Consider the following 23,507-nt stretch of genomic DNA (forward strand, 5'->3'; position numbering starts at 1 on the left):
AGGTCGAGCGGCTGTATCTCGGCCTCGACCAGATCGCCCAGGCGGCTGAGGATATCCGCCGTCACAAGAACACCGTTCTGAGGATCGCGAGCGTAACTTCGCTGGTTCGGCCCTACCTCCACCACGCCATCACCGACGTCGTTGGTGACCGGCTCGATATTCCGCTGGTGATCGATGTCGAGAACAGCCGCAATATCTGGGACATGGTCGACAAGAACCGCTACGACCTCGGTTTCGTTTTCGGCTCACCACGCATGGCGGACAAGAATGCGGCCCTTCTGCATGCCTCTCACGCGGTCGCCGCCATGTTGCCGGGGCACCGGCTGGCCTCCCGGAAAGTCGTGACGCCCGCCGACCTTCTGGACGAGCGTGTCCTGATCCCTGGCCGCAATTCGCCCCTCAGATTGGCGCTCGACCGGGCCTTTTCCAAGGAGGATCGCCGGCCGGCAAGCACGATGGAAACCTCGATGCTCAATTGTTGCTATTTCGCAGCGGCAGGAATGGGCATCGGCATCGTCGACTATACAAGCCTGCATTCCGCCGGAACGGATGTCGTAGCCATCCCGTTCAGACCATTCATTGAAGTCTCTTACTTCGCCATCCGCCCGTCCGGCGGGCACCGCATCACGATCTTGGACGACATAGTCAAGCGGATGAGCGAGTTAATCGACTCAGCGCCGCAAACCGCTCGATTCCCGTCGATCTCGCAAACAACTCGCAGGAGCCGGTAGCAACTGGTAGTTCAATTTGGGGCACACCTCGCAAAGCAACCGAGGCAAGCATTCTACGACTTGTTGGTTGAAGAGCAGGAAGATCGTGATCCCTTCACATGAACGCGTCTTAACGAGCGCGCCATCATCTGCGCGCCACCAGTACGCCGAGCAGGAAGGCCACCAGCAACGATGGTAGCGGCGCCTCGCGGACCATGCCGCGGACGATGTCCGGCCAATGTTGGTCGGTGCCGGTCACGCCTGTCGGCCAGATACCCCATTCCGATGCAAGCATGCCGATTTCGCGCCGTGTAAGCCTCGAGGCGTCGCGGACGCGGAAGATCGCAGTCTCCGAGCGTTCGCGCGCCGGCAGCGCCATCAACGTGGCGAGCGCGGTGCGTAGCGTCATCTCGCCGTAGCCTTGCAAGCGAACCGACTCTTCCGGGTCGGATGTCATGCGAGCGCCTCCGTCACGCCGCGAAGTGGCGGGCGAGGGTGAAGACGGCCGTCGCGCAGAGCACCAGCGTCGAGATCGCGCCGGCGACGCAGCGCGCGAGGCGTGCGCGTGTCAGATGTTTCGTCGTGTTCCTTGCCATGTTCCTCTCCTCTTCTTTCGAGGGGGAAATCGTGACGAAACCAGTTGGTTCCTCACCCACGGCGGTCATGGTTGCAGCTTGGGCCGTGTGGCGCAGGGGCATTCGCCGGTCCTGGGGGCTCAGCGATCATCAGCAGGCGAACACGCCGACCTTGATTTGGAAACGATTGTTCCCTATTGTGTGCGAATGCGAAGAAGCGCGCGAAACTTGCAGCCCATCTCACGTCCGCCCGGCCGGCCGCGCGAGTTCGACCTGGACGTGGCGCTGGACAAGGCGGTGCGGGTGTTTTGCGAACGCGGTTACCATGCCACCTCGATCGGAGATCTGACCGCGGCAATGGAACTCGCGACGGGCAGCGTCTACAAGGCGTTTCGAGACAAGCATGCCGTCTTTCTCGCCGCACTCGAGCGCTACACGGCGCGGCGCCAGGACGAAGTTCGGCGCGCTGCCGCGCAGGGCGCGAGCGGACGCGATCGCCTGCGCAACGTGCTGCTTTCCTACATCGAGGCGTCCAAGGGCGCCGAGGGGCGACGTGGCTGCCTCGTGGTCGGCAGTGCCGTCGAGCTGGCCGCTGTCGATCCGGAGATTGCGGCGTGGGTCGCGGCCCGGCTGAAAGCCAATGAAGGTTTTCTCGCCGGTCTCATTCGCGAAGGTCAGGCCGACGGCTCGGTTCCTCGCCATATCGATCCCGACGATACCGCGCGATTGATGATCTGCATGACGCAGGGGCTCCGCGTGGTCGGCAAGGCGCGGCTGCCGCTGGATAGCGAGCGCCTGGTCGGGGTCGCGATGAAGCTGCTCGCCTGATTTGTTTGCCTAATTAGGAAACGATCGTTTCCTATCATTGGAGTGTGTGATGACGATGAATGCGACGATCGAGGCCGTGCCCGACGAGGGCTCGGTTTCGCAGGCCCTGACCGTCCTGCTTGCCGCCGCCTGCGGCATGGTCGCGGCGAATATCTATTATGCGCAGCCGCTGATCGGGCCAATCAGCACGGCGCTGGGCCTCTCACATGACGCCGCGGGCTTGATCGTCACCATGACGCAGATCGGCTATGGCGTCGGGCTCCTGCTGATCGTCCCGCTCGGGGATCTCGTCGAAAACCGCACGCTGATCTGCTCCGTCATCGGTCTTGGCGCCGCGGCGTTGCTGGCCGCCGCCTGCGCAACACAGGCCTTGCCGTTCCTCCTGGCCGCGCTCTTTATCGGGCTCGGCTCGGTTGCGGTCCAGATCATCATCCCCTATGCCGCGCATCTTGCGCCGGCAGCGACGCGCGGACGCGTCGTCGGCAACGTCTCGACCGGCCTGATGCTCGGCATCATGCTGGCGCGGCCGGTTTCGAGTTTCCTGACGTCGATCTCCTCATGGCATGCCGTCTTCTTTGGCTCGACTGTGCTGATGGTCGCGCTCGCCGGTGTGCTCTGGCGGGTGTTGCCGAGGCGCATGCCGGTCGAGCGGCTGCATTATTTCGACCTCCTGCGATCGATGCCGCGTCTAGCGCGGACGACGCCGCTCCTGAAGCGTCGCGCGCTCTATCAGGCCTTTCTGTTCGCAGCGTTCAGCCTGTTCTGGACGGTGACGCCGCTCCTGCTGGCGGGGCCAGCGTTCGGCCTGTCCCAGCGCGGCATCGCGCTGTTCGCACTCGCGGGTGTCGCAGGCGCCGTGGCTGCACCAATTGCGGGACGTCTTGCCGATCGGGGACTCAGCCGTATCGCCACTCTCGGCGCGATGCTGCTGGTCGCGTCCGGTTATCTGATCACGGATATCGGCGCAGCCGGCTCCACGCTGAATCTCGTCTGCCTCGTCGTTGCAGCGATCGCGATCGATTTCGGCGTGCAAGGCAATGTCGTCCTCGGCTTTCGTGCGATCTTCGCGCTCGGCCCGGAGCACCGCAGCCGCCTCAACGGCCTCTATATGGCGACGTTCTTCACGGCCGGTGCCGCTGGCTCCGCGCTCGGCGGCTTCGCCTTTGCGCATGGCGGCTGGATGCTCGCATCCTGGATCGGCTTTGCGCTGCCGGCCGCGGCACTGATCTACGCTACCTTCGAGTGACGCGCTCACGGCGGGCAAGGATTCGGAAACTATCCGCGATCTCTCTGTTCGCCGCTAACGAATCGAAAAAGGTTCTGACGCACCTTGGCCCTGCGAAAGGGAATTGGGGAGTTTTTGATATGGACGGGCAAGCCATCCTGGAGAACGTACGGCGCTATCGGGCGATCGCGTCACTGCACCGCCAGACGGCCGCGTTCCGGCCGCGTCAGAGCTGGTCTCTGCTCGAGCAGGCAAGCGAATGGGAATCCCGCGCGCTGGCGGAACTCGAGGCCTACTTCGCCGGCGGCGATCGCCGCTGGTCCGGGGTTGCCCAAGTCCGCATGGAACAGCTGGCGGCGTGAAGCCAAGGCGACCGCTTCCGCTGCAAGGCCCGCTCGGCCGGCAGGCCATTTCTACTTTGCAAGGGGTTGTTTTCGACTTTTTGGCAGGAGCTCACGCTCGCGCACGCCGACGGCGGCCATTTACCAAGTTCCCGTTTGCGCAGTGCACTGTCGCGGGCCCTGAACAGGTATGCTAGCTTGGCTGGAACCTCAGTCGCGTTCGCGGCGCAAAAAGGGGCTTCCAATGAGCCGCCCGGGAACGTTCTCTGGACCAAAAATACAGCCGTGGTCCTGGCAGGCCTTTGCCTTCGCCTTCATTGTGCTGGCGGCATCGACTGGTCTCCAGGGCGCCTGCGTTCTCCTTGGAGCTCAGCTCTATTTCGCCGCGTTCCTGCCCGCCGTTTTCATCGTGGGGATCATTGCGGGAGCACCTGCGGCAGTGTTTGCCATCCTGCTCACCGTTCCGCTGGTGTGGTGGGCGTTCATGCCGCCCTTCTTCGAGTTCAGCACGCTGACCCGCTCCGACGCGCATGACATCAATCTGTTCTTCCTGTTCAGCGTATTGTTGATCGGCCTTGCCGATCTCTGTCGTCAGACGATGACGATCATCAATGGCGGTGGCCTCAAGACAACCGACAAGACAGTCGCGCCGAATTCGCAATAGTGCTCGCGGTCAGGGACTCGCCTTGGCCATCTGATGCCGGCTCGGCCACAACCGCAGTCGAAGCAGAACCAGCGCCAGCAACGCAACCATTGCCAGACCGCCGAGCGAGGGGATCAGCGGGGGGCTCATCGCGGCGCGCGGGTCGTAGAACAGTCGAAGGCCGGCCGCCAGCAGCATGCCGTAACTACCGGCCGCGAAGATCAGCCCGCAGGTGGCGCCCTGTTCGCGGGCGCTTGCGGCCTTAAGAAGATCCGAAAGCAGCAGCGCAAGACCAATGCCTGCGATCGGAAGATCGTAGTCATAGGCATAGGGGCTGACCATCACCGAGGCCAGAGCCGCGACCCCGAGCGCGGTGCGCGGCTGCGCTTCGCGGGCGACGGCAAGCACGATCGACAGCAGCGCAAGGCTGGCGACGATGATCTGTCCTGCGAAGGCGAGGGCAGGGGCCGCGCCGAGCGAACGCAGAGCCGCGTAGAACGAAATCATGCGGTAGAGCGGAAGGTCGCCTTGTGCAAGATAGGTGGCCTGGTCCCTGAACGCGCCGAAGAGCGCGGTCCAGATTTCCGGCCCGAGCAGCAGCGTGCAGAGCAATGAGCTCGCCAGCACGGCCATCGCGGCCGTCGCCAGCGCCATCCACCTTCGGGTGAGCACGAGATAAGCCACCATGGTTGCCGCCAGATGCGGCTTGATGACCATCGCCCCGAGCGCAAGGCCCGCGATGATTTGTGCGAATATCTGTTTCCGCTCGACTTTGAGGCAGATGAGGCCGATCAAGCCTCCGGCCAAAAAACCGTTCTGGCCGCAATCGAGCGTCACGGCAAGCGCCGGAAGCAGCACGACCAGCAGCACCGCGAGAGCGTTCCCCGCAAGCGACCGCAACGTCGCGAGATAAAAGGTGAGCGTTGCCGCCGTGAACAGGAAGTACGCCGCGCTGAGCGGCAGCAGCGCAAGGGGCGCGATCACGAGGTCGAACTGCGGCGGATAGGCCCACGGCATGAAGTTCGAGATGCCGAACGTCTCGATCTGCATCTGGAGGAGCCTGTCGAGCTGGTAGGCCTGGCCGACATCGCCGGACCAAACCCTCTGCGCGACAATGTAGAAGTCGTCGAAATCGACCAGGCCGCGCGGTTGCAGTGCACCTGCCGCGGAGAACCAGGCCGCTTTGGCGAGAACGGCGATCGCCAGCGCAGCAAGCACAGCGCGCACACGCATCGTGCGCCTCGAATCCGAGGGTTGCGCGAGCTCGAATGTCCTGGTGAACATGGTTGGATCGTCGTTGACGTGCCCGTGCTGGGCGTCACGCTGGCGTGCAGCCGCCGCACGCTAAATCATGATGCCGGACAATCCTTAAGAGAATTGCAGTTGCGTCGCGGACGGAAGCTGTGACAGCGAGCGATGCCAGGCTTAAGAAGCCGATACGGGGCTTTCTTAAAGTTGACTCGATGTCGTCCCGTGAGCCGCAAGCATGGGCGGGATTCTACCGTCCGCGCAATTCCGGCACGTCGGGTAGGTAGTTCGAACCCTCCGAGCCCAGAAAGTCGAACATCGCCTGCGCCGGTGGCAGCAGCACCTTGTCGCTGCGGCGGATCACGTACCATTGCCGGACGATCGGCAGGCCCGCGACATCGAGGATGATGAGACGGCCCTCGGCGAGCTCATGCGCGACCGTGTGCGCGGAGATGAAGGCGATGCCGAGACCCGCGATGACCGCCTGTTTGATGGTCTCGTTGCTGCTCATCTCCATGCCGATGATCGGCTCGAGATCCGATTTCTGGAACATGCCTTCCATCAGCGTCCTGGTGCCGGATCCAGGCTCGCGGGTGAGGAAAGTCTCGTGCACGAGATCGGTCAGGTTGAGGCCGGAATCCTTCGCCAGCCAATGCCCCTTGCGCGCGACGATGATGTGCGGGTTGCGCCCCAGCTGCCGCACGTCGACGGTGACGTCGGCCGGTGGCCGACCCATCACAGCGAAATCGAGATCGTAGCCATGCATGGCCTCGCGGATGTCCTCGCGATTGCCAATGGTCAGCTTGATCTCGATCTTCGGATAGCGCTGCGAGAACGCCGCAATGGCGTGCGGCACGAAGTATTTTGCGGTCGAAACCGCGCCAAGATGCACCGTGCCGCCGGTTCGCCCCGCCAGAAGATCGAGCGCGCCCTGACAGTCCGCGATCGCGGCTTCGACGCGATCGGCGAGCGCCAGCACCTCCTTGCCCGCTTCGGTCAGCAACATGCCGTCGCCGGTCCGCTGCACCAGCGGCAGCCCAGCCAGATCCTGCAATTGCCGGAGTTGCTGGGTGACCGCCGGCTGCGTCAGCCCGAGATGCGTCGAGGCCGCCGTCACGCTGCCCCTGGCTGACAGCGCTGCGAGGGACCGGAGCTGCCGGATCGTCAGATGCCGGAGTTGGGTCGCTGGATGGATATTATAAGAAAATTCTTTGGCGCTCATTATGAATAGAAATTTTCCTTATTAGGTCGGCTCTGTCAATTTCTTCGTGCTGGGACCAGCCGCTCCCCCGATCCAGGAACAAGGTAGCGGCGGCCGCGAGGGGATAGACGCAAGATGACCGGGCAACTCAGGCTGGACGACTATCTTCAACGGTACTCTGAAACCGCGCCCGAGGCGCTGGCCCTGGCAGCCGCCGTCGATGCCATCGCTACCGCCGCGATCGAGATCGCCGACCTCACCGGCACCGGCCAGTTGTCCGATGCCTCGGGTCTGACCACCGGATGCAACAGCGACGGCGATCTGCAGCGCGACCTCGACCTGCGAGCGGATGCCGTCCTGCGCCGCTGCCTCGGCAAAGCGCCAATCGCGGCGCTTGCCTCGGAGGAGATGCGCGAGCCTCAGATCGTCGACCGCGCGGCAAGAATCTGCGTCGCGATCGATCCGCTCGACGGCTCCTCCAACATCGACATCAACATGACCGTAGGCACGATTTTCTCGATCCTGCCAGCGCCTGACGATCTCGGCATTGCCTTCCACCAGCGTGGCTCAGCGCAGCTTGCGGCGGGGTTCGTTACCTACGGTCCGCAGACCTCGCTGGTGTTGACGCTTGGCGATGGCGTTGACGTCTTCACGCTGGATCGCGGGCGCTGCTTCCGACTGGCGCGGCGCGGCGTGCAGATTCCCGAGACGGCCGACGAATTCGCGATCAACGCCTCGAACCGCCGGCACTGGGATGCGCCGGTGCGCGCCTTCGTCGACGAATGCCTCGCCGGCGTCGACGGTCCGGCGAACCGCAATTTCAACATGCGCTGGGTCGCATCGCTCGTTGCGGAAGCCTATCGCATCCTGACTCGCGGCGGCGTGTTCCTCTATCCCTCCGATGCGCGCCCCGGTTACGGCGACGGCCGCCTGCGCCTGACCTACGAGGCGCATCCGATGGCCTTCATCATGGAGCAGGCCGGCGGCGCGGCATCGACCGGGCGCGAGCGCATCCTCGATCTGGCCGCGCACAATCTGCACCAGCGCGTGCCGCTGATCATGGGCTCGCACCACGAGGTGCGGCGCGTCGAGGAACTGCATTGCGATCCGCTGCTGGTCGCGAGCGTGTCGGCGCCGCTGTTCGCGCGGCGCGGCTTCTTCCGGCTGTGAGGAGGATAGCGCATGTCCAGGAAGCATCCGATCATTTCGATCACCGGCTCCTCCGGCGCCGGCACGACCTCGGTCAAGAAGACCTTTGAGCAGATATTCTTCCGCGAGCGCGTCAACGCCGTCTACATCGAGGGCGACGCGTTCCACCGCTACGACCGGGCCGAGATGCGCACGCAGATGGCGAAGGAGGCCGAGCGCGGCAACAAGCATTTCAGCCATTTCAGCCCCGAGACCAATCTGTTCGAGGAGCTGGAGCGGGCGTTCCGCGACTATGGCGAGGCCGGCACCGCGGTGACGCGCCACTACATCCACGACGCCGAAGAGTCTGCGCTGCACGGCGCACCTCCCGGCACCTTCACCGAATGGCAGCGGTTGCCAGAAAATTCGGACCTCTTGTTCTATGAGGGCCTCCACGGTGCCGTCGTCACCGACAAGGTCAATGTCGCGCGCTATGCCGACTTAAAGATCGGCGTCGTGCCCGTCATCAATCTCGAATGGATCCAGAAGCTGCACCGCGACCGTAGCGCGCGCGGCTATTCGACCGAGGCGGTCACCGACACCATTTTGCGGCGGATGCCGGATTACATCCACTACATCTGCCCGCAATTCACCGAGACCGACATCAATTTCCAGCGCGTGCCGACGGTCGACACGTCCAATCCCTTCATCGCGCGCTGGATTCCGACGCCGGACGAATCGATGGTCGTGATCCGCTTCAAGAACCCGCGCGGCATCGACTTCCCCTATCTGCTCTCGATGCTGCCGCATAGCTTCATGTCGCGTGCAAACTCGATCGTCTGTCCCGGCGCCAAGCTCGATCTCGCGATGCAGCTCATTCTGACGCCTTTGATCATGCAGCTCATCGAGCGCAAGCGAAGCATGAAGTGATGCACGACGACAACGGGAGAATCCGATGAATATCTCGGTTCATGCCGAAGCCGACCTCAGCGCGGTCAGCCATACCGATCTCGCCAACGCCGTCCGCTTTCTCGCGGTCGATGCCATCGAGCAATCGCAGTCTGGCCATCCCGGCCTGCCCATGGGCATGGCCGACGTCGCGACCGTGTTGTTCTCGCGCTTCCTCAAATTCGACGCCGCGCATCCGAACTGGCCGGACCGTGACCGCTTCGTGCTTTCTGCTGGCCACGGATCGATGCTGCTCTATGCGCTGCTCTATCTCATCGGCGGCGCCGTCAGCCTCGACGACATCAGGGCGTTCCGGCAATGGGGCTCGAAGACGCCGGGTCATCCGGAATATGGCCACACGCCGGGCGTTGAGACCACAACGGGTCCGCTCGGGCAGGGGATTGCCACTGCTGTCGGCATGGCGCTCGCCGAGCGCATGGCCAACGCGCATCATGGCGACGGCCTCGTCGATCACTTCACCTACGTGATCGCCGGCGACGGCTGCCTGATGGAAGGCATCAGCCAGGAGGCGATCTCGCTCGCCGGTCATCTCCAGCTCAGTCGCATGATCGTGTTGTTCGACGACAACGGCATCTCCATCGACGGGCCGACCTCGCTTGCGACCTCCGACGATCACCTCGCGCGCTTCGCCGCCTCCGGCTGGTCGGTGCGTCGCATCGACGGCCATGATCCGGAAGCGGTCGCGCAGGCGATCGCGGAAGAGCGCCAAACCGCAAGGCCGTCGCTGATCGCCTGCCGAACCATCATCGGCTACGGCGCGCCAGACCGCCAGGGGACCGAGAAGGCTCATGGCGCGCCGCTCGGCACCGAGCAGACGGCGGCCGCGCGTCGGACTCTCGGCTGGGACTATCAGCCCTTCGTCGTGCCGATTCCGATCCTGAAGGCGTGGCGCATGATCGGGCAGCGCGGGCAGGTCGACCGCCTCGCCTGGCTCGATCGCTACGAGTGTGCGAGCCCTGCGCAGCGCGAGCTGTTCATCGAGGGCAAGGTTCTGGCCCTGCCGAGCGCCTATGCCCAGGCGTCGGCGAAGTTGCGCGAGCGCTTTGCCACCGAACGTCCGAAGCTTGCGACCCGGCAGGCCTCGCAACAGGTGCTCGACGGCATCGCCTCGTCGATCCCGGGGCTGATCGGCGGCTCGGCGGATCTGACCCATTCGAATCTGACGCATGCGAAGACGCAGGTTCCCGTCACGTGCGACCGATTTGCCGGCGACTACATCCACTACGGCATTCGTGAGCACGGCATGGCGGCCGCGATGAACGGCATCGCGCTGCATGGCGGCTTCATCCCCTATGGCGGCACGTTCCTCGCCTTCTCCGACTACAGCCGGCCGGCCATCCGGCTTGCAGCCCTGATGCGGCTGCGTGTCATCCACGTAATGACCCATGACTCCATCGGTCTTGGCGAAGATGGCCCGACGCACCAGCCGGTCGAGCATCTCGCCGCGCTCCGTGTGATTCCAAATCTGCTGGTGTTTCGTCCCGCCGACGCCGTGGAAACGCTGGAGGCATGGGACTGCGCGCTGGAAGCGACGAGGCGTCCCTCCGTGCTGTGCCTGTCGCGCCAGGCTTTGCCGACCTTTCGCAGCGATGCGCGCGGCACGAACCGCGTCGCGCGCGGCGCTTATCTCGTCGTCGCGCCTGACGGCGGCCGCGATGTGACGCTGATCGCAACGGGCTCGGAGGTTTCGATCGCGATCGAGGCCGCGCGCTTGCTCGCGACCGAGCATATCCGTGCGGCCGTGGTCTCGGCGCCGTGCTTCGCGCTGTTCGAGGAGCAGCCGGAAGACTACCGCGCCGCCGTGCTGGGCACCGCGCCGCGCGTCGGCATCGAGGCTGCCGTCCTCGGCGACTGGCCGCGCTGGATCGGCGCTGACGGCGAATTCGTCGGCATGCGCGGCTTCGGCGCCTCGGCGCCGGCGCCCGTCCTCTATCGCGAGTTCAACATTACACCACAGAGCGTTGCGGAAGCGGCCAGGCGCTCGGTCGCCCGCGCGAGGGAAGGAAAAGCAGCATGAGCTTGCGTGTGGCCATCAACGGTTTTGGGCGGATCGGTCGCAACGTGCTGCGCGCGATCGCCGAGTCCCGCCGCAACGACGTCGAGGTGGTGTCCATCAATGACCTCGGTCCGGTCGAAACAAATGCACATCTGCTCCGGTATGACTCCGTCCATGGCCGCTTCCCGGGCGAAGTCAGGGTTGATGGTGACACCATCGACATAGGTGCTGGACTGATTAAGGTGACCGCGATCAAGGATCCGGCGCAACTGCCGCATCGCGCGCTCGGGATCGACATCGCGCTCGAATGTACCGGGCTCTTCACCTCACGCGACAAGGCGGCTGCACATCTTCAGGCCGGTGCCAAGCGCGTGCTGGTCTCGGCGCCCGCGAGCGAGGTCGACCTCACTGTCGTGTTCGGCGTCAACCATCTCAAGCTGACGAGCGACCACGTCGTGGTCTCCAACGCCTCGTGCTCGACCAATTGCCTCGCGCCGCTCGCCCAGGTGCTGGATGAAGCGGTCGGGATCGAGAAAGGCTTCATGACCACGATCCATTCATACACCGGCGACCAGCCGACGCTCGATACCTACCATAAGGACCTCTATCGCGCCCGCGCCGCAGCGCTGTCGATGATCCCGACTTCGACCGGTGCGGCCAAGGCGGTCGGTCTGGTCCTGCCGGAGCTCAAGGGCAAGCTCGATGGCGTGGCGATTCGCGTACCGACGCCGAATGTCTCGGCGGTGGATTTCAAATTCGTCGCCAGGCGCGCAACCAGCGCGAAGGAAATCAACGATGCCATGCAGGCCGCGGCGAACGGCTGGCTCAAGGGCATTCTGGGTGTCACCGATGCACCCAACGTCTCAACCGACTTCAACCACGATCCACGCTCCAGCATCGTCCATCTCGACCAGACCAGGGTCATGGACGGCAATCTGGTGCGGGTGATGAGCTGGTACGACAACGAATGGGGCTTTTCCAATCGCATGGCCGATACGGCGGTGGCGATGGGCCGGCTGATCTGAACTGAAGGACGAAAAACGAACGGAGAGGTCCCTTGGCACGCATTACCCTTCGGCAACTGCTCGATCATGCAGCTCACCACGGCTATGCCGTTCCGGCGTTCAACATCAACAACATGGAGCAGGGTATCGCGATCATGCAGGCGGCGGCCGAGGTCGATGCGCCCGTGATCATGCAGGCCTCGCGCGGCGCACGCAGCTATGCGGGCGATCTCATGCTCTCGCACATGATCGATGCGCTGGAGCGAACCTATCCGGACATCCCGCTCTGCATGCACCAGGACCACGGCAATGACGAGGCGACCTGTGCCAGTGCAATCGCCCATGGCTTCACCTCCGTCATGATGGACGGCTCGCTGAAGGTCGACGCCAAGACGGCGGCCGACTACGACTACAATGTCGCGATCACCCGCCGCGTCGTCGATCTCGCGCACTGGGTCGGCGCCTCCGTGGAAGGCGAGCTCGGTGTGCTCGGCTCGCTCGAGCATGGCGGCGGCGAGCAGGAGGATGGCCACGGCGTCGAGGGCAAGGTCAGCCACGACCAGTTGCTGACCGATCCCGATCAGGCCGTCGATTTCGTCCGCACCACCAAGGTCGATGCGCTCGCGATCGCCATGGGCACCTCGCACGGCGCCTACAAGTTCAGCCGCAAGCCGGATGGCGACATTCTGGCGATGCGGATGGTCGAGGAGATTCATCGCCGGCTGCCGAATACTCATCTCGTCATGCATGGGTCCTCGTCGGTGCCGCAGCCGCTCCAGGACATGTTCAACCAGTTCGGCGGCGAGATGCCGCAGACCTGGGGCGTGCCGGTGGAGGAGATCGTCCGCGGCATCAAGAGCGGCGTGCGCAAGGTCAACATCGATACCGACTGCCGCCTGGCGATGACCGCAGTGTTCCGCAAAGTGGCTTCACAGGCGCGTTCCGAGTTCGATCCACGCAAATTCCTGAAACCCGCGATGGATGCGATGCGCGAACTCTGCCGCGAGCGCTTCGAGCAGTTCGGCACCGCAGGCCATGCAAGCAAGATCAAGGTCATTCCCATGAGCGAGATGGCGCGGCGGTACCGCGCCGGCGAATTGGACCCGCGCATCGACGCCCGGGAATCCGTCGCGGCCTAATCAATCAGAGAGAGCAGAGAAGAGCAGGAGAGAGACATGAACGCACATGCAGGCACGGTTCGCGGCAAAGAGCGCTATCGCTCCGGCGTCATGGAATACAAGCGCATGGGCTATTGGGAGCCCGACTATGTGCCGAAGGACACCGACGTCATCGCGCTGTTCCGGGTGACGCCACAGGAGGGCGTCGACCCGATCGAGGCCTCGGCGGCCGTGGCCGGTGAATCCTCGACCGCGACCTGGACGGTGGTATGGACCGATCGTCTCACCGCAGCGGAGAAGTATCGCGCCAAGTGCTACCGCGTCGATCCGGTGCCGGGCACGCCGGGCTCGTATTTCGCCTATATCGCCTACGACCTCGACCTGTTCGAGCCGGGCTCGATCGCGAACCTCTCGGCCTCGATCATCGGCAATGTCTTCGGCTTCAAGCCGCTGAAGGCTTTGCGGCTTGAGGACATGCGCTTCCCGGTCGCCTATGTGAAGACATTCCAGGGGCCCGCGACCGGCATTGTGGTCGAGCGCGAGCGGCTCGACAAGTTCGGCCGGCCGCTGCTAGGAGCGACGGTGAAGCCGAAGCTCGGCCTCTCCGGGCGCAACTACGGCAGAGTCGTCTACGAAGCACTCAAAGGTGGACTCGACTTCACCAAGGATGACGAGAACATCAACTCGCAGCCCTTCATGCATTGGCGCGACCGCTTCCTCTATTGCATGGAGGCGGTAAACCGCGCGCAGGCCGCCTCGGGCGAGGTGAAAGGCACGTACCTCAACGTCACAGCCGCCACGATGGAGGACATGTATGAGCGCGCCGAGTTCGCCAAGGAGCTTGGCTCGGTCATCGTCATGATCGACCTCGTCATCGGCTACACCGCGATTCAGTCCATGGCGAAATGGGCGCGCCGCAACGATATGATCCTGCATCTGCACCGCGCCGGTCACTCGACCTATACACGGCAGAAGAGCCACGGTGTGTCGTTCCGCGTCATCGCCAAATGGATGCGGCTTGCCGGCGTCGACCATATCCATGCCGGCACTGTGGTCGGCAAGCTCGAAGGTGATCCCAACACCACGCGCGGCTATTACGACGTCTGTCGCGAGGACTTCAATTCCTTGAGGCTCGAGCATGGCCTGTTCTTCGATCAGTCCTGGGCGAGCTTGAACAAGATGATGCCAGTGGCCTCAGGCGGTATCCATGCCGGCCAGATGCACCAGTTGCTTGACCTCTTGGGCGAAGACGTCGTGCTGCAGTTCGGCGGCGGCACGATTGGTCATCCCATGGGGATTGCTGCGGGCGCGACAGCCAACCGCGTTGCGCTGGAAGCGATGATCCTCGCCCGCAACGAGGGCCGCGATTACGTCCACGAAGGGCCGGAGATCCTTGCCAAGGCGGCGCAGACTTGCACGCCGCTGAAGGCTGCGCTCGAGGTCTGGAAGGACGTGACCTTCAACTATCAATCCACCGATACGCCGGACTTCGTGCCGACGGCGCTGGAATCCGTTTGAGGAGACATGAGATGAAGCTGACACAAGGGTGTTTTTCCTACCTGCCGGATCTCACTGACGATCAAATCTACAAGCAGGTGCAGTACTGCCTCGCCAATGGCTGGGCCGTGAACATCGAGTTCACCGACGATCCGCATCCCCGCAACACCTATTGGGAGATGTGGGGTCTTCCGATGTTCGATCTTGCGGACGCCGCCGGCGTGATGATGGAGCTGGCCGAATGCCGCAGGGTTTATGGCGACCGCTATATCCGCATCAGCGGCTTCGATTCCAGCCACGGCTGGGAGTCGGTACGAATCTCCTTTCTCGTCAACCGGCCGAAGCAGGAGGCCGCGTTCGAGCTGGTGCGGCAGGAGGTTGCCGGCCGCGCGATCCGCTATACCACCATCCGCAAGCCGGCAGAACACGCTTCGGCTTAGAAAGCATTCGTTTCCGCGCGGAGCTCTCCCTGCTCCGCTTCCTTGGCGGACAACTGCTTCGCTGCCATTCGCGGCGAAGCCCTTTTTCTTCGAGATGCGCCATGCTTGATCTGCCACATGCAAAAGCCACCGAGACGAGCGAGGCCGTTTTCGATCTCCGCAAGGAAGCCGAAGCGGCAGGCATCACCGAGACGCTGCGCGAGCTCGATCGGGAGCTGATCGGGCTGAAGCCGGTGAAGGGTCGGGTGCGCCAGATCGCTTCGCTCCTCCTCATCGAGCGGATCCGCCAGCGCGCTGGCCTCGTCGCCGCGCCGCCGACGCTGCACATGTCCTTCACCGGCAATCCGGGTACCGGCAAGACCACCGTCGCGCTGCGCATGGCAAAGATCCTTCACGGCCTCGGTTTCGTGCGGCGCGGGCAGGTGATCTCGGTGACGCGCGATGATCTCGTCGGGCAATACATTGGCCATACTGCGCCGAAGACGAAGGAGATCTTGAAGAAAGCAATGGGCGGCGTGTTGTTCATCGACGAGGCCTACTACCTGCATCGTCCCGACAATGAGCGCGACTATGGCCAGGAGGCGATCGAGATCCTGCTCCAGGTGATGGAGAACCAGCGTGAGGACCTCGTGGTCATCCTCGCCGGTTATGGCGAGCGGATGACGAATTTCTTTGCCTCCAATCCAGGCTTCCGCTCGCGCATCGCCCACCACATCGAATTTCCCGACTATTCCGAACAGGAATTGCTCTTTATTGCAGACTTGATGTTGCAGGAGCGGGGATATCGCTTCTCGAGTGCCGCGCGCGAGGCCTTTGAAAGGTACATCGCGCTGCGCCGGACGCAGCCGTTCTTCTCAAATGCGCGCTCGATCCGCAACGCAGTCGATCGCATCCGGTTGCGTCAGGCCGACCGGCTGGTTGCCGATCTCGATCGCGCGCTTGGGATTGCGGACCTGGAGACCATCGATTCTTCGGACGTGCTGGCAAGCCGCGTGTTCAGCGGCGTGGCGGGTGAGCAGAGCGCGAAGCCATGACCCCCGAGATCGTCATCGCCCCCTCGATCCTTGCGGCCAACTTTGCAAGGCTCGGTGAGGAGATCGCCGCGATCGATGCGGCTGGAGCGGACTGGATCCATTGCGACGTGATGGATGGGCATTTTGTGCCCAACATCAGCTTTGGCGCCGACGTGATCAAGGCGATCAGGCCGTTCACGACCAAGACGTTCGACGTTCATCTCATGATCGCGCCGACCGATACCTATCTCGAAGCCTTCGCGAAAGCCGGTGCCGACGTCATCACGGTCCATGCCGAAGCCGGCCCGCATCTCGATCGCTCCTTGCAGGCGATTCGCGCGCTCGGCAAGAGGGCCGGCGTGAGCCTGTGCCCGGCAACGCCGGAAGCTGCGATCGAATATGTGCTCGATCGCGTCGACCTGATCCTGGTGATGACGGTCAATCCGGGCTTCGGCGGGCAATCGTTCTTGGGATCGCAGATCGAGAAGATCCAGCGCATCCGCGCGATGATCGGCGACCGGCCGATCCGGCTCCAGGTCGATGGCGGCGTCACGCGCGACAACGCGGCCCTCGTTGCGGCTGCCGGCGCGGATACGCTGGTGGCGGGATCGGCGGTGTTCCGCGGCAACGGCAGTGCCGATTATGCGAGCAACATCGCAGCGATCCGCGGTGCGGCGGAAGCCGGCCGGGTTCCGAAGCGGCAATTGAATTCGGCTTCGCTGGTGCAGGCTGGCGAGAGCGAGTTGGTTCGATAAACGCGGGTCACTCGCCGCCTTCGGGGCGGTGCAGGCTACCTGGTCGGGTAACCACCTGATCGAAAGGTATTTGGATGCGATAGCACCGCTCCAAATGAAAGAGCCGCCGGTTCCAGTTCCGTGCGGCTCGCGAAGTCGCAGGCTGTATGCAGATCTGTCGCAGCCTATGTGTACCGCCGTTACCTTGTTTGCGGCCATACAAAGAAACCCATACCGAAAATTGCTGCATTTGGCTGTGACTTGCCCCACAGATGCCGCAACTTTGTGGCATGTAAGGATTCAGGTTTCGGCGAAACTTTCCCCAAAGTTTGACCCAGGGCAATGCCAACGGGCCAAGATTCGCGTTAACTCTTTCAAGGAAAGAGTGATCGACGCAGCAAATGTTTCGCACGAATGCAATGAGTGTGACGCAAACCGGCGAAATAAGCCGGGCATAGCCAAGGTGGGAGATTCTCATGGAGAACGTGCGTCGGTACCGTGCTCTGGCGTCCCTGTGCCGTCAGCAGGCGGCATATCGACCCCTGCAAAGCTGGGATCTTCTCGGCCAGGCCGAGCATTTCGAACATCTCGCCGAAGCCGAGCTGAAGGCTCACTTCGACGCTTGCAATACACAGGGCTCTGACGACGCAGCAGCCCCGGCAGATTGGCAGCACACCGCAGCCGCTTGAGGCGCAGGCTAGTCCGCTAGTGCGACATCAGCGTCGGGACCGTCATGGTTTGCAGCATGGCGCGGGTAACGCCGCCCAGCACGCGCTCCTGCAAACGCGAGTGGCCGTAGCCGCCCATTATCAGCAGATCGAGGCTCTCATCGGCCGCGAGTGACAGGATGGTCGGTTGAATGTCGGCGCGGCTCGCCGACAGACCGACGATGCGGGCTTCCAGCCCGAGCCGTGCCAGATGTCTTGCGAGCTGATCTGCAGAAGCCGCGCCGGGTGCTGACGTCGACTCGTTCACCGTCATGATGACGATCTCCCCGGCCCGCGACAGGAACGGCATCGCGTCGCGCAACGCGCGCGCCGCGACGCGGCTGCCATCCCAGGCAACGCCGATCCGCCGTGTCTTGAAGGTGCCGCGGAAGATATGTGGCAGGAACAACACCGGCCCACCCGCTTGGAACAAGATCTCCTGTGGCAGGTCGCTGTCGAAGGATCCATGCTCTGCATCGGGCTGTAGCACGATGCAGAGGTCGTGGACGCGTGCCATCACGCCGACCATGTCGATCGCTTCCGCCGGGATCGCACCGACCGGGTGGCAGTGATGGGAAATGCCCGCATGCCCGGCTTCCGTCTCGAATACCGTGAGCGCCGTCTCTGCGCGCTCTACCGCGCGCTCGCGCTCCATCTCGAACACGGCAGCCACCGCCGCGCCGCCTTCCATCACATAGGCCGTACTGGTTGCGACATAGCCGACCGAGACCGCATCGAGATGGGCGTTGAAGCCTGCTGCGAGCGACACCGCGCCGTCGATGACCGGGTGCATTGGGCGTTCGGTCGGGATGTGGACGAGAATGTCTTTGAACATGGCCGCGCCTCCGGCGGAGATCATTTCCACGCCGTAATTTTTCACCGATCCATCGATGCGCGTTGACCTGCATCAAGCCTGCCACCCGCGGCGGCACGTCGCAGCTTTCTTTGCCAAGAATTAATCGCGTGGACGGGACATCGTAATGTTGCGTGGTCAATGTTTGGAGCAAGGCGACTGCTCATCCAACATGGACATTTCGACATGAATGATCACATCAATTCCGACTCTGCCCGTCCCGGCGCGGCCAAGCTGCGCGCCATCCTGAAATCCCGGCGGGCCGCGCTGCTCGGCACCGTGGCCGCGCTCGGCGTTGCGGTGCTCGCTGCTGCGCCGAACGGATATTCGCCGTTCAACGGCGCTTCCTTCACATCGCCTGCGCTCGCTGCCGAGACGACGCCGACCCCGCCCGGCTTTGCCGATCTGGTGGCCAAGGTGAAGCCCGCCGTGATCTCGGTGCGCGTCAAGATCGACCAGACCGACGACAAGAACGCGATGCTGCAGCAGAACCGGATGGATTCGGACGAGGATTCTCCGTTCGATCAACTCCCAAAGGAGTTCGGGTTCCGTCTGCCCAAGGGCATGCAGCAGATGCCCAACGGCATGCCACAGCGCCACCGCGTGATTACCGGTGAAGGCTCGGGCTTCTTCATCTCGGCCGACGGCTATGCGGTGACCAACAATCACGTCGTCGACCACGCCCAGTCCGTGCAGGTGACGGCGGACGACGGCACGATCTACACGGCCAAGGTTGTCGGCACGGATCCGAAGACCGACCTCGCGCTGATCAAGGTCGACGGCAAGAAGGACTTTCCGTTCGTGAAATTCTCCGAGCAGCGCCCGCGGATCGGCGACTGGGTGGTTGCCGTCGGTAACCCGTTCGGCCTCGGCGGCACGGTGACGGCGGGCATCGTCTCGGCCAATGGCCGCGACATCGGCGCAGGTCCCTATGACGATTACATCCAGATCGACGCGCCCATCAACAAGGGCAATTCCGGCGGTCCGGCCTTCGACATGAACGGCAACGTGATCGGCGTGAACACTGCGATCTTCTCGCCGTCTGGCGGCTCGGTCGGCATCGGCTTCGACATTCCGGCCAATACCGCAAAGCTCGTCGTCGCCCAGCTCAAGGACAACGGCTCGGTCACGCGCGGCTGGCTCGGCGTCCAGGTGCAGCCGGTGACGGCTGATATCGCCGACAGTCTCGGGCTGAAGGAAGCCCGCGGCGCGATCGTCGACACGCCCCAGGACAACAGCCCGGCGTCCAAGGCCGGCATCGAGGCCGGTGACGTCATCACCGCCGTCAACGGCACCGCGATCAAGGACTCGCGCGATCTCGCCCGTACTATCGGCACGATGGCGCCGGGCAGCTCGGTGAAGCTCGACGTCTGGCACAAGGGCGAGAGCAAGACCGTGAGCGTGAACCTCGGCCAGCTTCCGAACGAGCGTCAGGCGAAGGCGAATGACAAGGCGGACGAAGGTCAGCCGACCGCGGGAACGCCGCGTCTCGGCCTCAGCCTCGCTCCGGCCGGGGACGTGCAGGGCGCGGGCCAGAAGGGTGTCGTCGTCACCTCCGTTGATCCGGAAGGCCCCGCGGCGAGCCACGGCATCCAGACCGGCGACGTCATCCTCAATGTTGGTGGCAAGGCTGTCGCCAGCATCGACGACGTCCGGACTGAGCTGAAGCAGGCGAAATCCGCTGGCAAGCGCAGCGTGCTGTTGCAGGTGAAGAGCGCGGAGGCGACGAAGTTCGTCGCGGTGCCGCTCGCCTAAGCAAAGAAAGTTCGCACAAAAAAAGAGGCGGCCTCGCGGCCGCCTCTTTCGCATCGGCTCGGCTTACCAACAGCAGTGTCGCAACCCGTCTCGGCCGATATAGGTCATGCCGGGTTCGCGTTACCCGCCGCGGAATGGTGCGGTCGCAATCGCGCCTGACGTTCCGATTGCACCGCCGATCACGCCGGCGGTTACGTCGCCCGGCCAGAAACAAAGCCGCTCATTTGGGGGATAAAACCAGCAACGTCCGATAACATTCGCGTTAACGGATCTGTTGCTGACTGGGTTCGGCCCAAAAATTCACATTCACTCAAGGCGGTCGCGAGTCGCCCTTTGCGGCTCGGCGGGCGAAGGTTGGTTTCATCAGCGGAACTCCCGGAGGGGGTGTCGCTTTGTGGAACTGGACCTCGTCAGGGATCGGTGCCAACGATGGATCGATTGAAGGCCTTCAGCCGGGGCGCGTTGCTGCTCATGCCGCTTGTGCTCTGCACCCAAAGCGCGCTGGGTCGCGACGACGGACGCTTTACGGATTCGCCGCTCAAGCCGTGGTTCGACAGCCTGCGCAGCCACCTGGGTCCATGCTGCTCAGATGCCGATGGCGTGGCTGTCGCCGACCCCGATTGGGAATCGTATGGGGGGCACTATCGCGTGCGCATCGATGGTCAGTGGGTCGAGGTGCCCGATGAGGCGGTTATCACCGAGCCCAACCGGGCGGGGCGAACCATGGTTTGGCCGGTGAAAACGGCGTTCGGCATTTCGATCCGCTGCTTCATGCCCGGCACGATGATCTAAAAGGAGCGCATCGACGCGCGGCGCACGAGAGCTTCGCGCGCCGTCGAATGTCGTATCACCGTGACCGCTTCTTACTCGACTTCTTCTTCGAGCTCTTCCGCTTCGATGTCTTCTTCGGGACCTTCTTGCCCTTCTTGCGCGCCTTCGACAGGCCGATCGCGATCGCCTGCTTGCGGCTCTTCACGCGTCCACCGCGGCCGCCACGGCCGCTCTTGGCCGTGCCTTTTTTGTAGCGGCGCATTTCGCTTTCGACATCCTTGCCGGAGCTCCTCGAATAGCGCCGTTTCTTTGCCTTGCGTGCCATGAGCATCCTCTCTTCAAGAACAGAACCATTCCGCATATGCATGGTTCCGTCTGCCGGGCGGCCCGATCGACCACTACTGGACCAAGGCGATGATCGCCAGCGCGGACGGCTCGAAGCTCTATGTCGGCGTCGGCTCCAACAGCAATATCGTCGAGGACGGGATCGGCGCCGAGCGCGATCGGGCCGCGATCTGGGAGGTCGATCGCGAGACGGGGAGCTCGCGCCTGTTCGCGAAAGGTTTACGAAATCCGACCGGGCTCGGCTTCGAACCGCAGAGCGGAAAGCTCTGGACCATCGTCAACGAGCGCGACGAGCTCGGCCCAGATCTCGTGCCCGACTATCTGACCTCGGTGAGGGACGGCGGCTTCTACGGCTGGCCTTACAGTTATTATGGCAAGCATCTCGATCCACGCGTTCAGCCGCAGCGGCCGGATCTCGTGGAGAATGCGATCGTACCCGACTATGCGCTTAGCTCGCATGTCGCTGCCCTGGGTCTTGCCTTCTACACAGCCAGCGCGCTGCCGGAGAGCTACCGCGGCGGCGCCTTCGTCGGCGAGCACGGGAGCCGGAATCGCCAGACGCTCAATGGCTACAAGGTCGTGTACGTACCGTTCAGGAACGGCCAGTCCGACGGCAAGGCACAGGACGTCGTGACCGGCTTTCTCGACAGCGACAACAAGGCGCGCGGGCGTCCGGTAGGGCTGGCGGTCGACAAATCCGGCGCGCTTCTGATTGCGGATGATTCCGGCAACACCGTCTGGCGCGTGACCGCCAGCGGTTGAGGCGCGAGGGAGAACAAAACCATCCCGCGCGGAACGGACCGGCAGCAGTGCGGATTAACCGCCATGGTCATGATCAATATCCTCGACAAGCCGATCGAACGCATCCGCGAGACCTGCGAGATGATGGGCGCGCGCGACAAGTTCGAACGCACGCTCCCTGAGCTGGAGACTTTCCTCGAAGCGGAGATCGCCAGAGGGGAGACCGGCGAGGCGCGGCTCACCTATGACGGGCTCTGCTTCCTCAAGGAAGCCTTTGCGCGGACGTGACCCGGCAGGTCAGAACGAATTGGCAAGCTCGATCTCGGCCTCCAGCGCCTGGATGCGCTTTGCTGCCTCGTCGAAGCTGAGATCTCTCGCATACTGGCCGGGCTGATAGGCCTCCTCGCTCAGCCGCCTCAGCCGCAGGACCTGAGCCCGGGTCATCTGCACGGCTAGGAAATCCTTGGCGTCGTATTTACCTTCCACTCGCATTTCCACTCTCCATGCCTGAATCGTGACTTGACTATATGTTCTTATTTTGTTCTAACAAGCCATGGACAACAGAATTAATGAAATTCGTTGTAAAATCAGTGCATTAAGGTCGGAGATGATCGGCCTTGAGGCGTCGGTGCGCGACCTCATCGATCGCGATCGCGATTGCAGCGAAAGCGCGCTTCGATTGCTCGGATTGCGCCTCGACATGAAGCGGCTGATCGCCGACTGGAAGGCGGCCGGCGGCGGTGATCTTCTGCCCAATATCGGTGAGCGGGTGAGTCTCCGCGCCGGGGCGAACAATGCGGGCAAACCGGTGCGCATCGCCGCGCGTCCTTAGACTTTCGGAGGCTCGCCGTGGATGAGGACCCGGACTCGTACCGGATTCTGAAACTGCGTGCCGAGATTCTCGAGCTGGGCTCGGCCATTCGCCAGTTGCAGCGTGCAGGCCTCGACGATGCCGCAGCCCTGCTTTTGATCGCGCGCAAGCGCGCGACACTCGAAGTCCTGGTGAAGTGCGAGCCGCAAGGCGCAGCGCCGTCTCGTACCGACCTCAAATCTTAACATGCCTGACATCCGACGCGGCTAAGTCAGTCACGTCTCGTGACGTGCGGGAGTCTTCCGATGTCGGACATCCAGACGACAGCTCTGCTGCGCGCGGTTCTTGATGAGGTCTGCGCGGGTATCCCTGCAGTCGAGACGGCCGCGCGCGAACGCGTCGCCGCGACAGTTCTCGAGATGATCCGGATGGGCTGCTGCTCGCCCGACGAACTGAGGCGTGCTGGCCGGCACGCGCTCAACCGCGCGCCGACAATGTGGCCCTAGCGGCGTGCCTCGCATCCTGCCGATCAAGAAGAAAGCCCCGCGGAGGCGGGGCTTTCGCGGGTGGCGCGAATGCGCTCACTTCGAGTTCATACTGCCGGCCTGATTGGTGCCCGGGCCGACATTGCCCTGGCTCGACGGATTGGCGGCTCCGCCGCCGCTCGACTTCATGTTCGCGCCCGTCGTGGTCTGCGACGACGTCGCGGAGGAATGGTGCTTCTTGTGCGTTTTGGCTTGGGCAGCCAATGGCGCGGCGGCGAGGCCCATGGCCATGATCATCGCTAAGGCGAGTTTTGTTTTGTTCATGCGCGGAACTCCCTTGAGTTAAATTGATGCAGGGAGCCAACAGCG

General features: G+C 63.4%; 29 protein-coding genes and 1 pseudogene. 22 read left to right on the forward strand and 8 right to left on the reverse strand.

The genetic code is table 11. The annotated features are described in order from the left end of the window. On the forward strand, positions 1-731 hold a 731-nt coding region (locus Q3C01_RS38770; protein WP_458150575.1), incomplete at its 5' end, for a LysR substrate-binding domain-containing protein. Positions 732-855: 124 nt separating this feature from the next. On the opposite strand, the gene Q3C01_RS38775 is transcribed toward Q3C01_RS38770, so the two are convergent. Both Q3C01_RS38775 and Q3C01_RS38780 read right to left on the reverse strand, forming a co-directional pair. Continuing rightward, positions 856-1,167 (reverse strand): hypothetical protein, encoded by a 312-nt coding sequence (locus tag Q3C01_RS38775; protein ID WP_458150576.1) that lies wholly within the window; start codon positions 1,165-1,167, stop codon positions 856-858. Positions 1,168-1,180: 13 nt separating this feature from the next. Beyond that, complete coding sequence (locus Q3C01_RS38780; RefSeq protein WP_458150577.1) at positions 1,181-1,306, reverse strand: hypothetical protein; 126 nt, start codon at positions 1,304-1,306, stop codon at positions 1,181-1,183. A gap of 186 nt (positions 1,307-1,492) precedes the next feature. Between Q3C01_RS38780 and Q3C01_RS38785 the strand changes: the two genes are divergently transcribed. The 4 genes from Q3C01_RS38785 to Q3C01_RS38800 all read left to right on the forward strand — a co-directional run bounded on the left by Q3C01_RS38785 (position 1,493) and on the right by Q3C01_RS38800 (position 4,343). Next, complete coding sequence (locus Q3C01_RS38785) at positions 1,493-2,113, forward strand: TetR/AcrR family transcriptional regulator (RefSeq protein ID WP_458150578.1); 621 nt, start codon at positions 1,493-1,495, stop codon at positions 2,111-2,113. 49 nt (positions 2,114-2,162) lie between these two features. Further along, entirely contained in the window at positions 2,163-3,359 is a 1,197-nt protein-coding gene (locus tag Q3C01_RS38790) for an MFS transporter (protein ID WP_458150579.1), read from the forward strand. 119 nt (positions 3,360-3,478) lie between these two features. Then, a complete protein-coding gene (locus tag Q3C01_RS38795) occupies positions 3,479-3,700 on the forward strand; it encodes a hypothetical protein (RefSeq protein ID WP_458150581.1) in 222 nt (73 codons plus the stop codon). 223 nt (positions 3,701-3,923) lie between these two features. After that, positions 3,924-4,343: a DUF4118 domain-containing protein gene (locus Q3C01_RS38800; RefSeq protein ID WP_458150582.1), complete on the forward strand. Its 420-nt coding sequence runs from the start codon at positions 3,924-3,926 to the stop codon at positions 4,341-4,343. A 9-nt stretch (positions 4,344-4,352) separates the two neighbouring features. Here the strand turns inward: Q3C01_RS38800 and Q3C01_RS38805 are convergent, their stop codons facing one another. Next, positions 4,353-5,555 carry a glycosyltransferase family 87 protein gene (locus Q3C01_RS38805; RefSeq protein WP_458150583.1) on the reverse strand — a complete coding sequence of 401 codons (1,203 nt, stop codon included), beginning with the start codon at positions 5,553-5,555 and terminating at the stop codon, positions 4,353-4,355. A gap of 265 nt (positions 5,556-5,820) precedes the next feature. Continuing rightward, positions 5,821-6,792 carry a LysR family transcriptional regulator gene (locus Q3C01_RS38810; protein WP_458150584.1) on the reverse strand — a complete coding sequence of 324 codons (972 nt, stop codon included), beginning with the start codon at positions 6,790-6,792 and terminating at the stop codon, positions 5,821-5,823. Between the two features lie 114 nt (positions 6,793-6,906). Between Q3C01_RS38810 and Q3C01_RS38815 the strand changes: the two genes are divergently transcribed. From Q3C01_RS38815 to Q3C01_RS38860, 10 genes are all read left to right on the forward strand, one after another. After that, the gene (locus Q3C01_RS38815) at positions 6,907-7,941 is read left to right on the forward strand and encodes a class 1 fructose-bisphosphatase (protein ID WP_458150586.1); all 1,035 of its coding nucleotides are present in this window, start codon (positions 6,907-6,909) and stop codon (positions 7,939-7,941) included. Between the two features lie 12 nt (positions 7,942-7,953). After that, positions 7,954-8,829 carry a phosphoribulokinase gene (locus tag Q3C01_RS38820; protein ID WP_458150587.1) on the forward strand — a complete coding sequence of 292 codons (876 nt, stop codon included), beginning with the start codon at positions 7,954-7,956 and terminating at the stop codon, positions 8,827-8,829. A gap of 25 nt (positions 8,830-8,854) precedes the next feature. Beyond that, on the forward strand, positions 8,855-10,885 hold the full coding sequence (tkt, locus tag Q3C01_RS38825; protein ID WP_458150588.1) for a transketolase: 2,031 nt from the start codon (positions 8,855-8,857) through the stop codon (positions 10,883-10,885). Further along, the gene (gene gap, locus Q3C01_RS38830; protein WP_458150589.1) at positions 10,882-11,889 is read left to right on the forward strand and encodes a type I glyceraldehyde-3-phosphate dehydrogenase; all 1,008 of its coding nucleotides are present in this window, start codon (positions 10,882-10,884) and stop codon (positions 11,887-11,889) included. The genes tkt and gap overlap by 4 nt, the downstream gene beginning before the upstream one ends. 32 nt (positions 11,890-11,921) lie before the next feature. Beyond that, the gene (gene fba, locus Q3C01_RS38835) at positions 11,922-13,007 is read left to right on the forward strand and encodes a class II fructose-bisphosphate aldolase (RefSeq protein WP_458150590.1); all 1,086 of its coding nucleotides are present in this window, start codon (positions 11,922-11,924) and stop codon (positions 13,005-13,007) included. 36 nt (positions 13,008-13,043) lie between these two features. Next, the gene (locus Q3C01_RS38840) at positions 13,044-14,504 is read left to right on the forward strand and encodes a form I ribulose bisphosphate carboxylase large subunit (RefSeq protein WP_458150591.1); all 1,461 of its coding nucleotides are present in this window, start codon (positions 13,044-13,046) and stop codon (positions 14,502-14,504) included. A gap of 11 nt (positions 14,505-14,515) precedes the next feature. Beyond that, positions 14,516-14,923, forward strand: coding sequence for a ribulose bisphosphate carboxylase small subunit (locus tag Q3C01_RS38845; protein WP_458150592.1), 408 nt, complete (start codon positions 14,516-14,518; stop codon positions 14,921-14,923). A gap of 101 nt (positions 14,924-15,024) precedes the next feature. Next, a complete protein-coding gene (cbbX, locus tag Q3C01_RS38850; protein WP_458150593.1) occupies positions 15,025-15,957 on the forward strand; it encodes a CbbX protein in 933 nt (310 codons plus the stop codon). After that, complete coding sequence (gene rpe, locus Q3C01_RS38855) at positions 15,954-16,691, forward strand: ribulose-phosphate 3-epimerase (RefSeq protein WP_458150594.1); 738 nt, start codon at positions 15,954-15,956, stop codon at positions 16,689-16,691. The genes cbbX and rpe overlap by 4 nt, the downstream gene beginning before the upstream one ends. 455 nt (positions 16,692-17,146) lie before the next feature. Then, positions 17,147-17,359, forward strand: coding sequence for a hypothetical protein (locus Q3C01_RS38860; RefSeq protein WP_458150595.1), 213 nt, complete (start codon positions 17,147-17,149; stop codon positions 17,357-17,359). Positions 17,360-17,375: 16 nt separating this feature from the next. Here the strand turns inward: Q3C01_RS38860 and Q3C01_RS38865 are convergent, their stop codons facing one another. After that, positions 17,376-18,212, reverse strand: a complete 837-nt coding sequence (locus tag Q3C01_RS38865; protein WP_458150596.1) for a universal stress protein — start codon at positions 18,210-18,212, stop codon at positions 17,376-17,378. 204 nt (positions 18,213-18,416) lie between these two features. Between Q3C01_RS38865 and Q3C01_RS38870 the strand changes: the two genes are divergently transcribed. Further along, entirely contained in the window at positions 18,417-19,985 is a 1,569-nt protein-coding gene (locus tag Q3C01_RS38870) for a Do family serine endopeptidase (RefSeq protein WP_458150597.1), read from the forward strand. A 429-nt stretch (positions 19,986-20,414) separates the two neighbouring features. Continuing rightward, entirely contained in the window at positions 20,415-20,777 is a 363-nt protein-coding gene (locus Q3C01_RS38875) for a hypothetical protein (protein ID WP_458150598.1), read from the forward strand. 55 nt (positions 20,778-20,832) lie between these two features. Here Q3C01_RS38875 and Q3C01_RS38880 read toward each other — a convergent pair whose 3' ends face one another. Further along, positions 20,833-21,081 carry a DUF6496 domain-containing protein gene (locus tag Q3C01_RS38880; RefSeq protein ID WP_458150599.1) on the reverse strand — a complete coding sequence of 83 codons (249 nt, stop codon included), beginning with the start codon at positions 21,079-21,081 and terminating at the stop codon, positions 20,833-20,835. 50 nt (positions 21,082-21,131) lie between these two features. Here Q3C01_RS38880 and Q3C01_RS38885 point away from each other — a divergent pair. Together Q3C01_RS38885 and Q3C01_RS38890 are read left to right on the forward strand one after the other, a co-directional pair. Beyond that, a pseudogene (locus Q3C01_RS38885) lies at positions 21,132-21,863 on the forward strand (PQQ-dependent sugar dehydrogenase); the annotation flags it as partial. A gap of 63 nt (positions 21,864-21,926) precedes the next feature. Beyond that, positions 21,927-22,130 carry a hypothetical protein gene (locus tag Q3C01_RS38890; protein ID WP_458150600.1) on the forward strand — a complete coding sequence of 68 codons (204 nt, stop codon included), beginning with the start codon at positions 21,927-21,929 and terminating at the stop codon, positions 22,128-22,130. Between the two features lie 9 nt (positions 22,131-22,139). Here Q3C01_RS38890 and Q3C01_RS38895 read toward each other — a convergent pair whose 3' ends face one another. After that, complete coding sequence (locus tag Q3C01_RS38895) at positions 22,140-22,334, reverse strand: DUF3072 domain-containing protein (protein ID WP_458150601.1); 195 nt, start codon at positions 22,332-22,334, stop codon at positions 22,140-22,142. 136 nt (positions 22,335-22,470) lie between these two features. On the opposite strand from Q3C01_RS38895, the gene Q3C01_RS38900 reads away from it, so the two are divergent. The 3 genes from Q3C01_RS38900 to Q3C01_RS38910 are packed head-to-tail and all read left to right on the forward strand — an operon-like array spanning position 22,471 to position 23,159. Further along, complete coding sequence (locus Q3C01_RS38900; RefSeq protein ID WP_458150602.1) at positions 22,471-22,674, forward strand: hypothetical protein; 204 nt, start codon at positions 22,471-22,473, stop codon at positions 22,672-22,674. A 17-nt stretch (positions 22,675-22,691) separates the two neighbouring features. Continuing rightward, positions 22,692-22,898 (forward strand): hypothetical protein, encoded by a 207-nt coding sequence (locus Q3C01_RS38905; protein WP_458150603.1) that lies wholly within the window; start codon positions 22,692-22,694, stop codon positions 22,896-22,898. A gap of 60 nt (positions 22,899-22,958) precedes the next feature. Next, positions 22,959-23,159, forward strand: coding sequence for a hypothetical protein (locus tag Q3C01_RS38910; protein WP_458150604.1), 201 nt, complete (start codon positions 22,959-22,961; stop codon positions 23,157-23,159). Positions 23,160-23,234: 75 nt separating this feature from the next. Here the strand turns inward: Q3C01_RS38910 and Q3C01_RS38915 are convergent, their stop codons facing one another. After that, complete coding sequence (locus Q3C01_RS38915) at positions 23,235-23,462, reverse strand: hypothetical protein (protein ID WP_458150605.1); 228 nt, start codon at positions 23,460-23,462, stop codon at positions 23,235-23,237. Positions 23,463-23,507 lie beyond the last annotated feature (45 nt).

The sequence above is a fragment of the Bradyrhizobium sp. UFLA05-109 genome (genome assembly GCF_054185165.1).

Coding starts and splice junctions, on each gene's coding strand:
- Q3C01_RS38820 (WP_458150587.1), top strand. CDS start 7,954: ATGTCCAGGAAGCATCCGATCATTTCGATCACCGGCTCCTCCGGCGCC.
- Q3C01_RS38805 (WP_458150583.1), bottom strand. CDS start 5,555: ATGCGTGTGCGCGCTGTGCTTGCTGCGCTGGCGATCGCCGTTCTCGCC.
- Q3C01_RS38910 (WP_458150604.1), top strand. CDS start 22,959: ATGTCGGACATCCAGACGACAGCTCTGCTGCGCGCGGTTCTTGATGAG.
- Q3C01_RS38865 (WP_458150596.1), bottom strand. CDS start 18,212: ATGTTCAAAGACATTCTCGTCCACATCCCGACCGAACGCCCAATGCAC.
- Q3C01_RS38785 (WP_458150578.1), top strand. CDS start 1,493: ATGCGAAGAAGCGCGCGAAACTTGCAGCCCATCTCACGTCCGCCCGGC.
- Q3C01_RS38895 (WP_458150601.1), bottom strand. CDS start 22,334: ATGCGAGTGGAAGGTAAATACGACGCCAAGGATTTCCTAGCCGTGCAG.
- Q3C01_RS38875 (WP_458150598.1), top strand. CDS start 20,415: ATGGATCGATTGAAGGCCTTCAGCCGGGGCGCGTTGCTGCTCATGCCG.
- Q3C01_RS38810 (WP_458150584.1), bottom strand. CDS start 6,792: ATGAGCGCCAAAGAATTTTCTTATAATATCCATCCAGCGACCCAACTC.
- Q3C01_RS38845 (WP_458150592.1), top strand. CDS start 14,516: ATGAAGCTGACACAAGGGTGTTTTTCCTACCTGCCGGATCTCACTGAC.
- Q3C01_RS38870 (WP_458150597.1), top strand. CDS start 18,417: ATGAATGATCACATCAATTCCGACTCTGCCCGTCCCGGCGCGGCCAAG.
- Q3C01_RS38790 (WP_458150579.1), top strand. CDS start 2,163: ATGACGATGAATGCGACGATCGAGGCCGTGCCCGACGAGGGCTCGGTT.
- tkt (WP_458150588.1), top strand. CDS start 8,855: ATGAATATCTCGGTTCATGCCGAAGCCGACCTCAGCGCGGTCAGCCAT.
- Q3C01_RS38880 (WP_458150599.1), bottom strand. CDS start 21,081: ATGGCACGCAAGGCAAAGAAACGGCGCTATTCGAGGAGCTCCGGCAAG.
- gap (WP_458150589.1), top strand. CDS start 10,882: ATGAGCTTGCGTGTGGCCATCAACGGTTTTGGGCGGATCGGTCGCAAC.
- Q3C01_RS38795 (WP_458150581.1), top strand. CDS start 3,479: ATGGACGGGCAAGCCATCCTGGAGAACGTACGGCGCTATCGGGCGATC.
- Q3C01_RS38840 (WP_458150591.1), top strand. CDS start 13,044: ATGAACGCACATGCAGGCACGGTTCGCGGCAAAGAGCGCTATCGCTCC.
- Q3C01_RS38890 (WP_458150600.1), top strand. CDS start 21,927: ATGGTCATGATCAATATCCTCGACAAGCCGATCGAACGCATCCGCGAG.
- Q3C01_RS38915 (WP_458150605.1), bottom strand. CDS start 23,462: ATGAACAAAACAAAACTCGCCTTAGCGATGATCATGGCCATGGGCCTC.
- Q3C01_RS38780 (WP_458150577.1), bottom strand. CDS start 1,306: ATGGCAAGGAACACGACGAAACATCTGACACGCGCACGCCTCGCGCGC.
- Q3C01_RS38800 (WP_458150582.1), top strand. CDS start 3,924: ATGAGCCGCCCGGGAACGTTCTCTGGACCAAAAATACAGCCGTGGTCC.
- cbbX (WP_458150593.1), top strand. CDS start 15,025: ATGCTTGATCTGCCACATGCAAAAGCCACCGAGACGAGCGAGGCCGTT.
- rpe (WP_458150594.1), top strand. CDS start 15,954: ATGACCCCCGAGATCGTCATCGCCCCCTCGATCCTTGCGGCCAACTTT.
- Q3C01_RS38815 (WP_458150586.1), top strand. CDS start 6,907: ATGACCGGGCAACTCAGGCTGGACGACTATCTTCAACGGTACTCTGAA.
- Q3C01_RS38860 (WP_458150595.1), top strand. CDS start 17,147: ATGGAGAACGTGCGTCGGTACCGTGCTCTGGCGTCCCTGTGCCGTCAG.
- Q3C01_RS38775 (WP_458150576.1), bottom strand. CDS start 1,167: ATGACATCCGACCCGGAAGAGTCGGTTCGCTTGCAAGGCTACGGCGAG.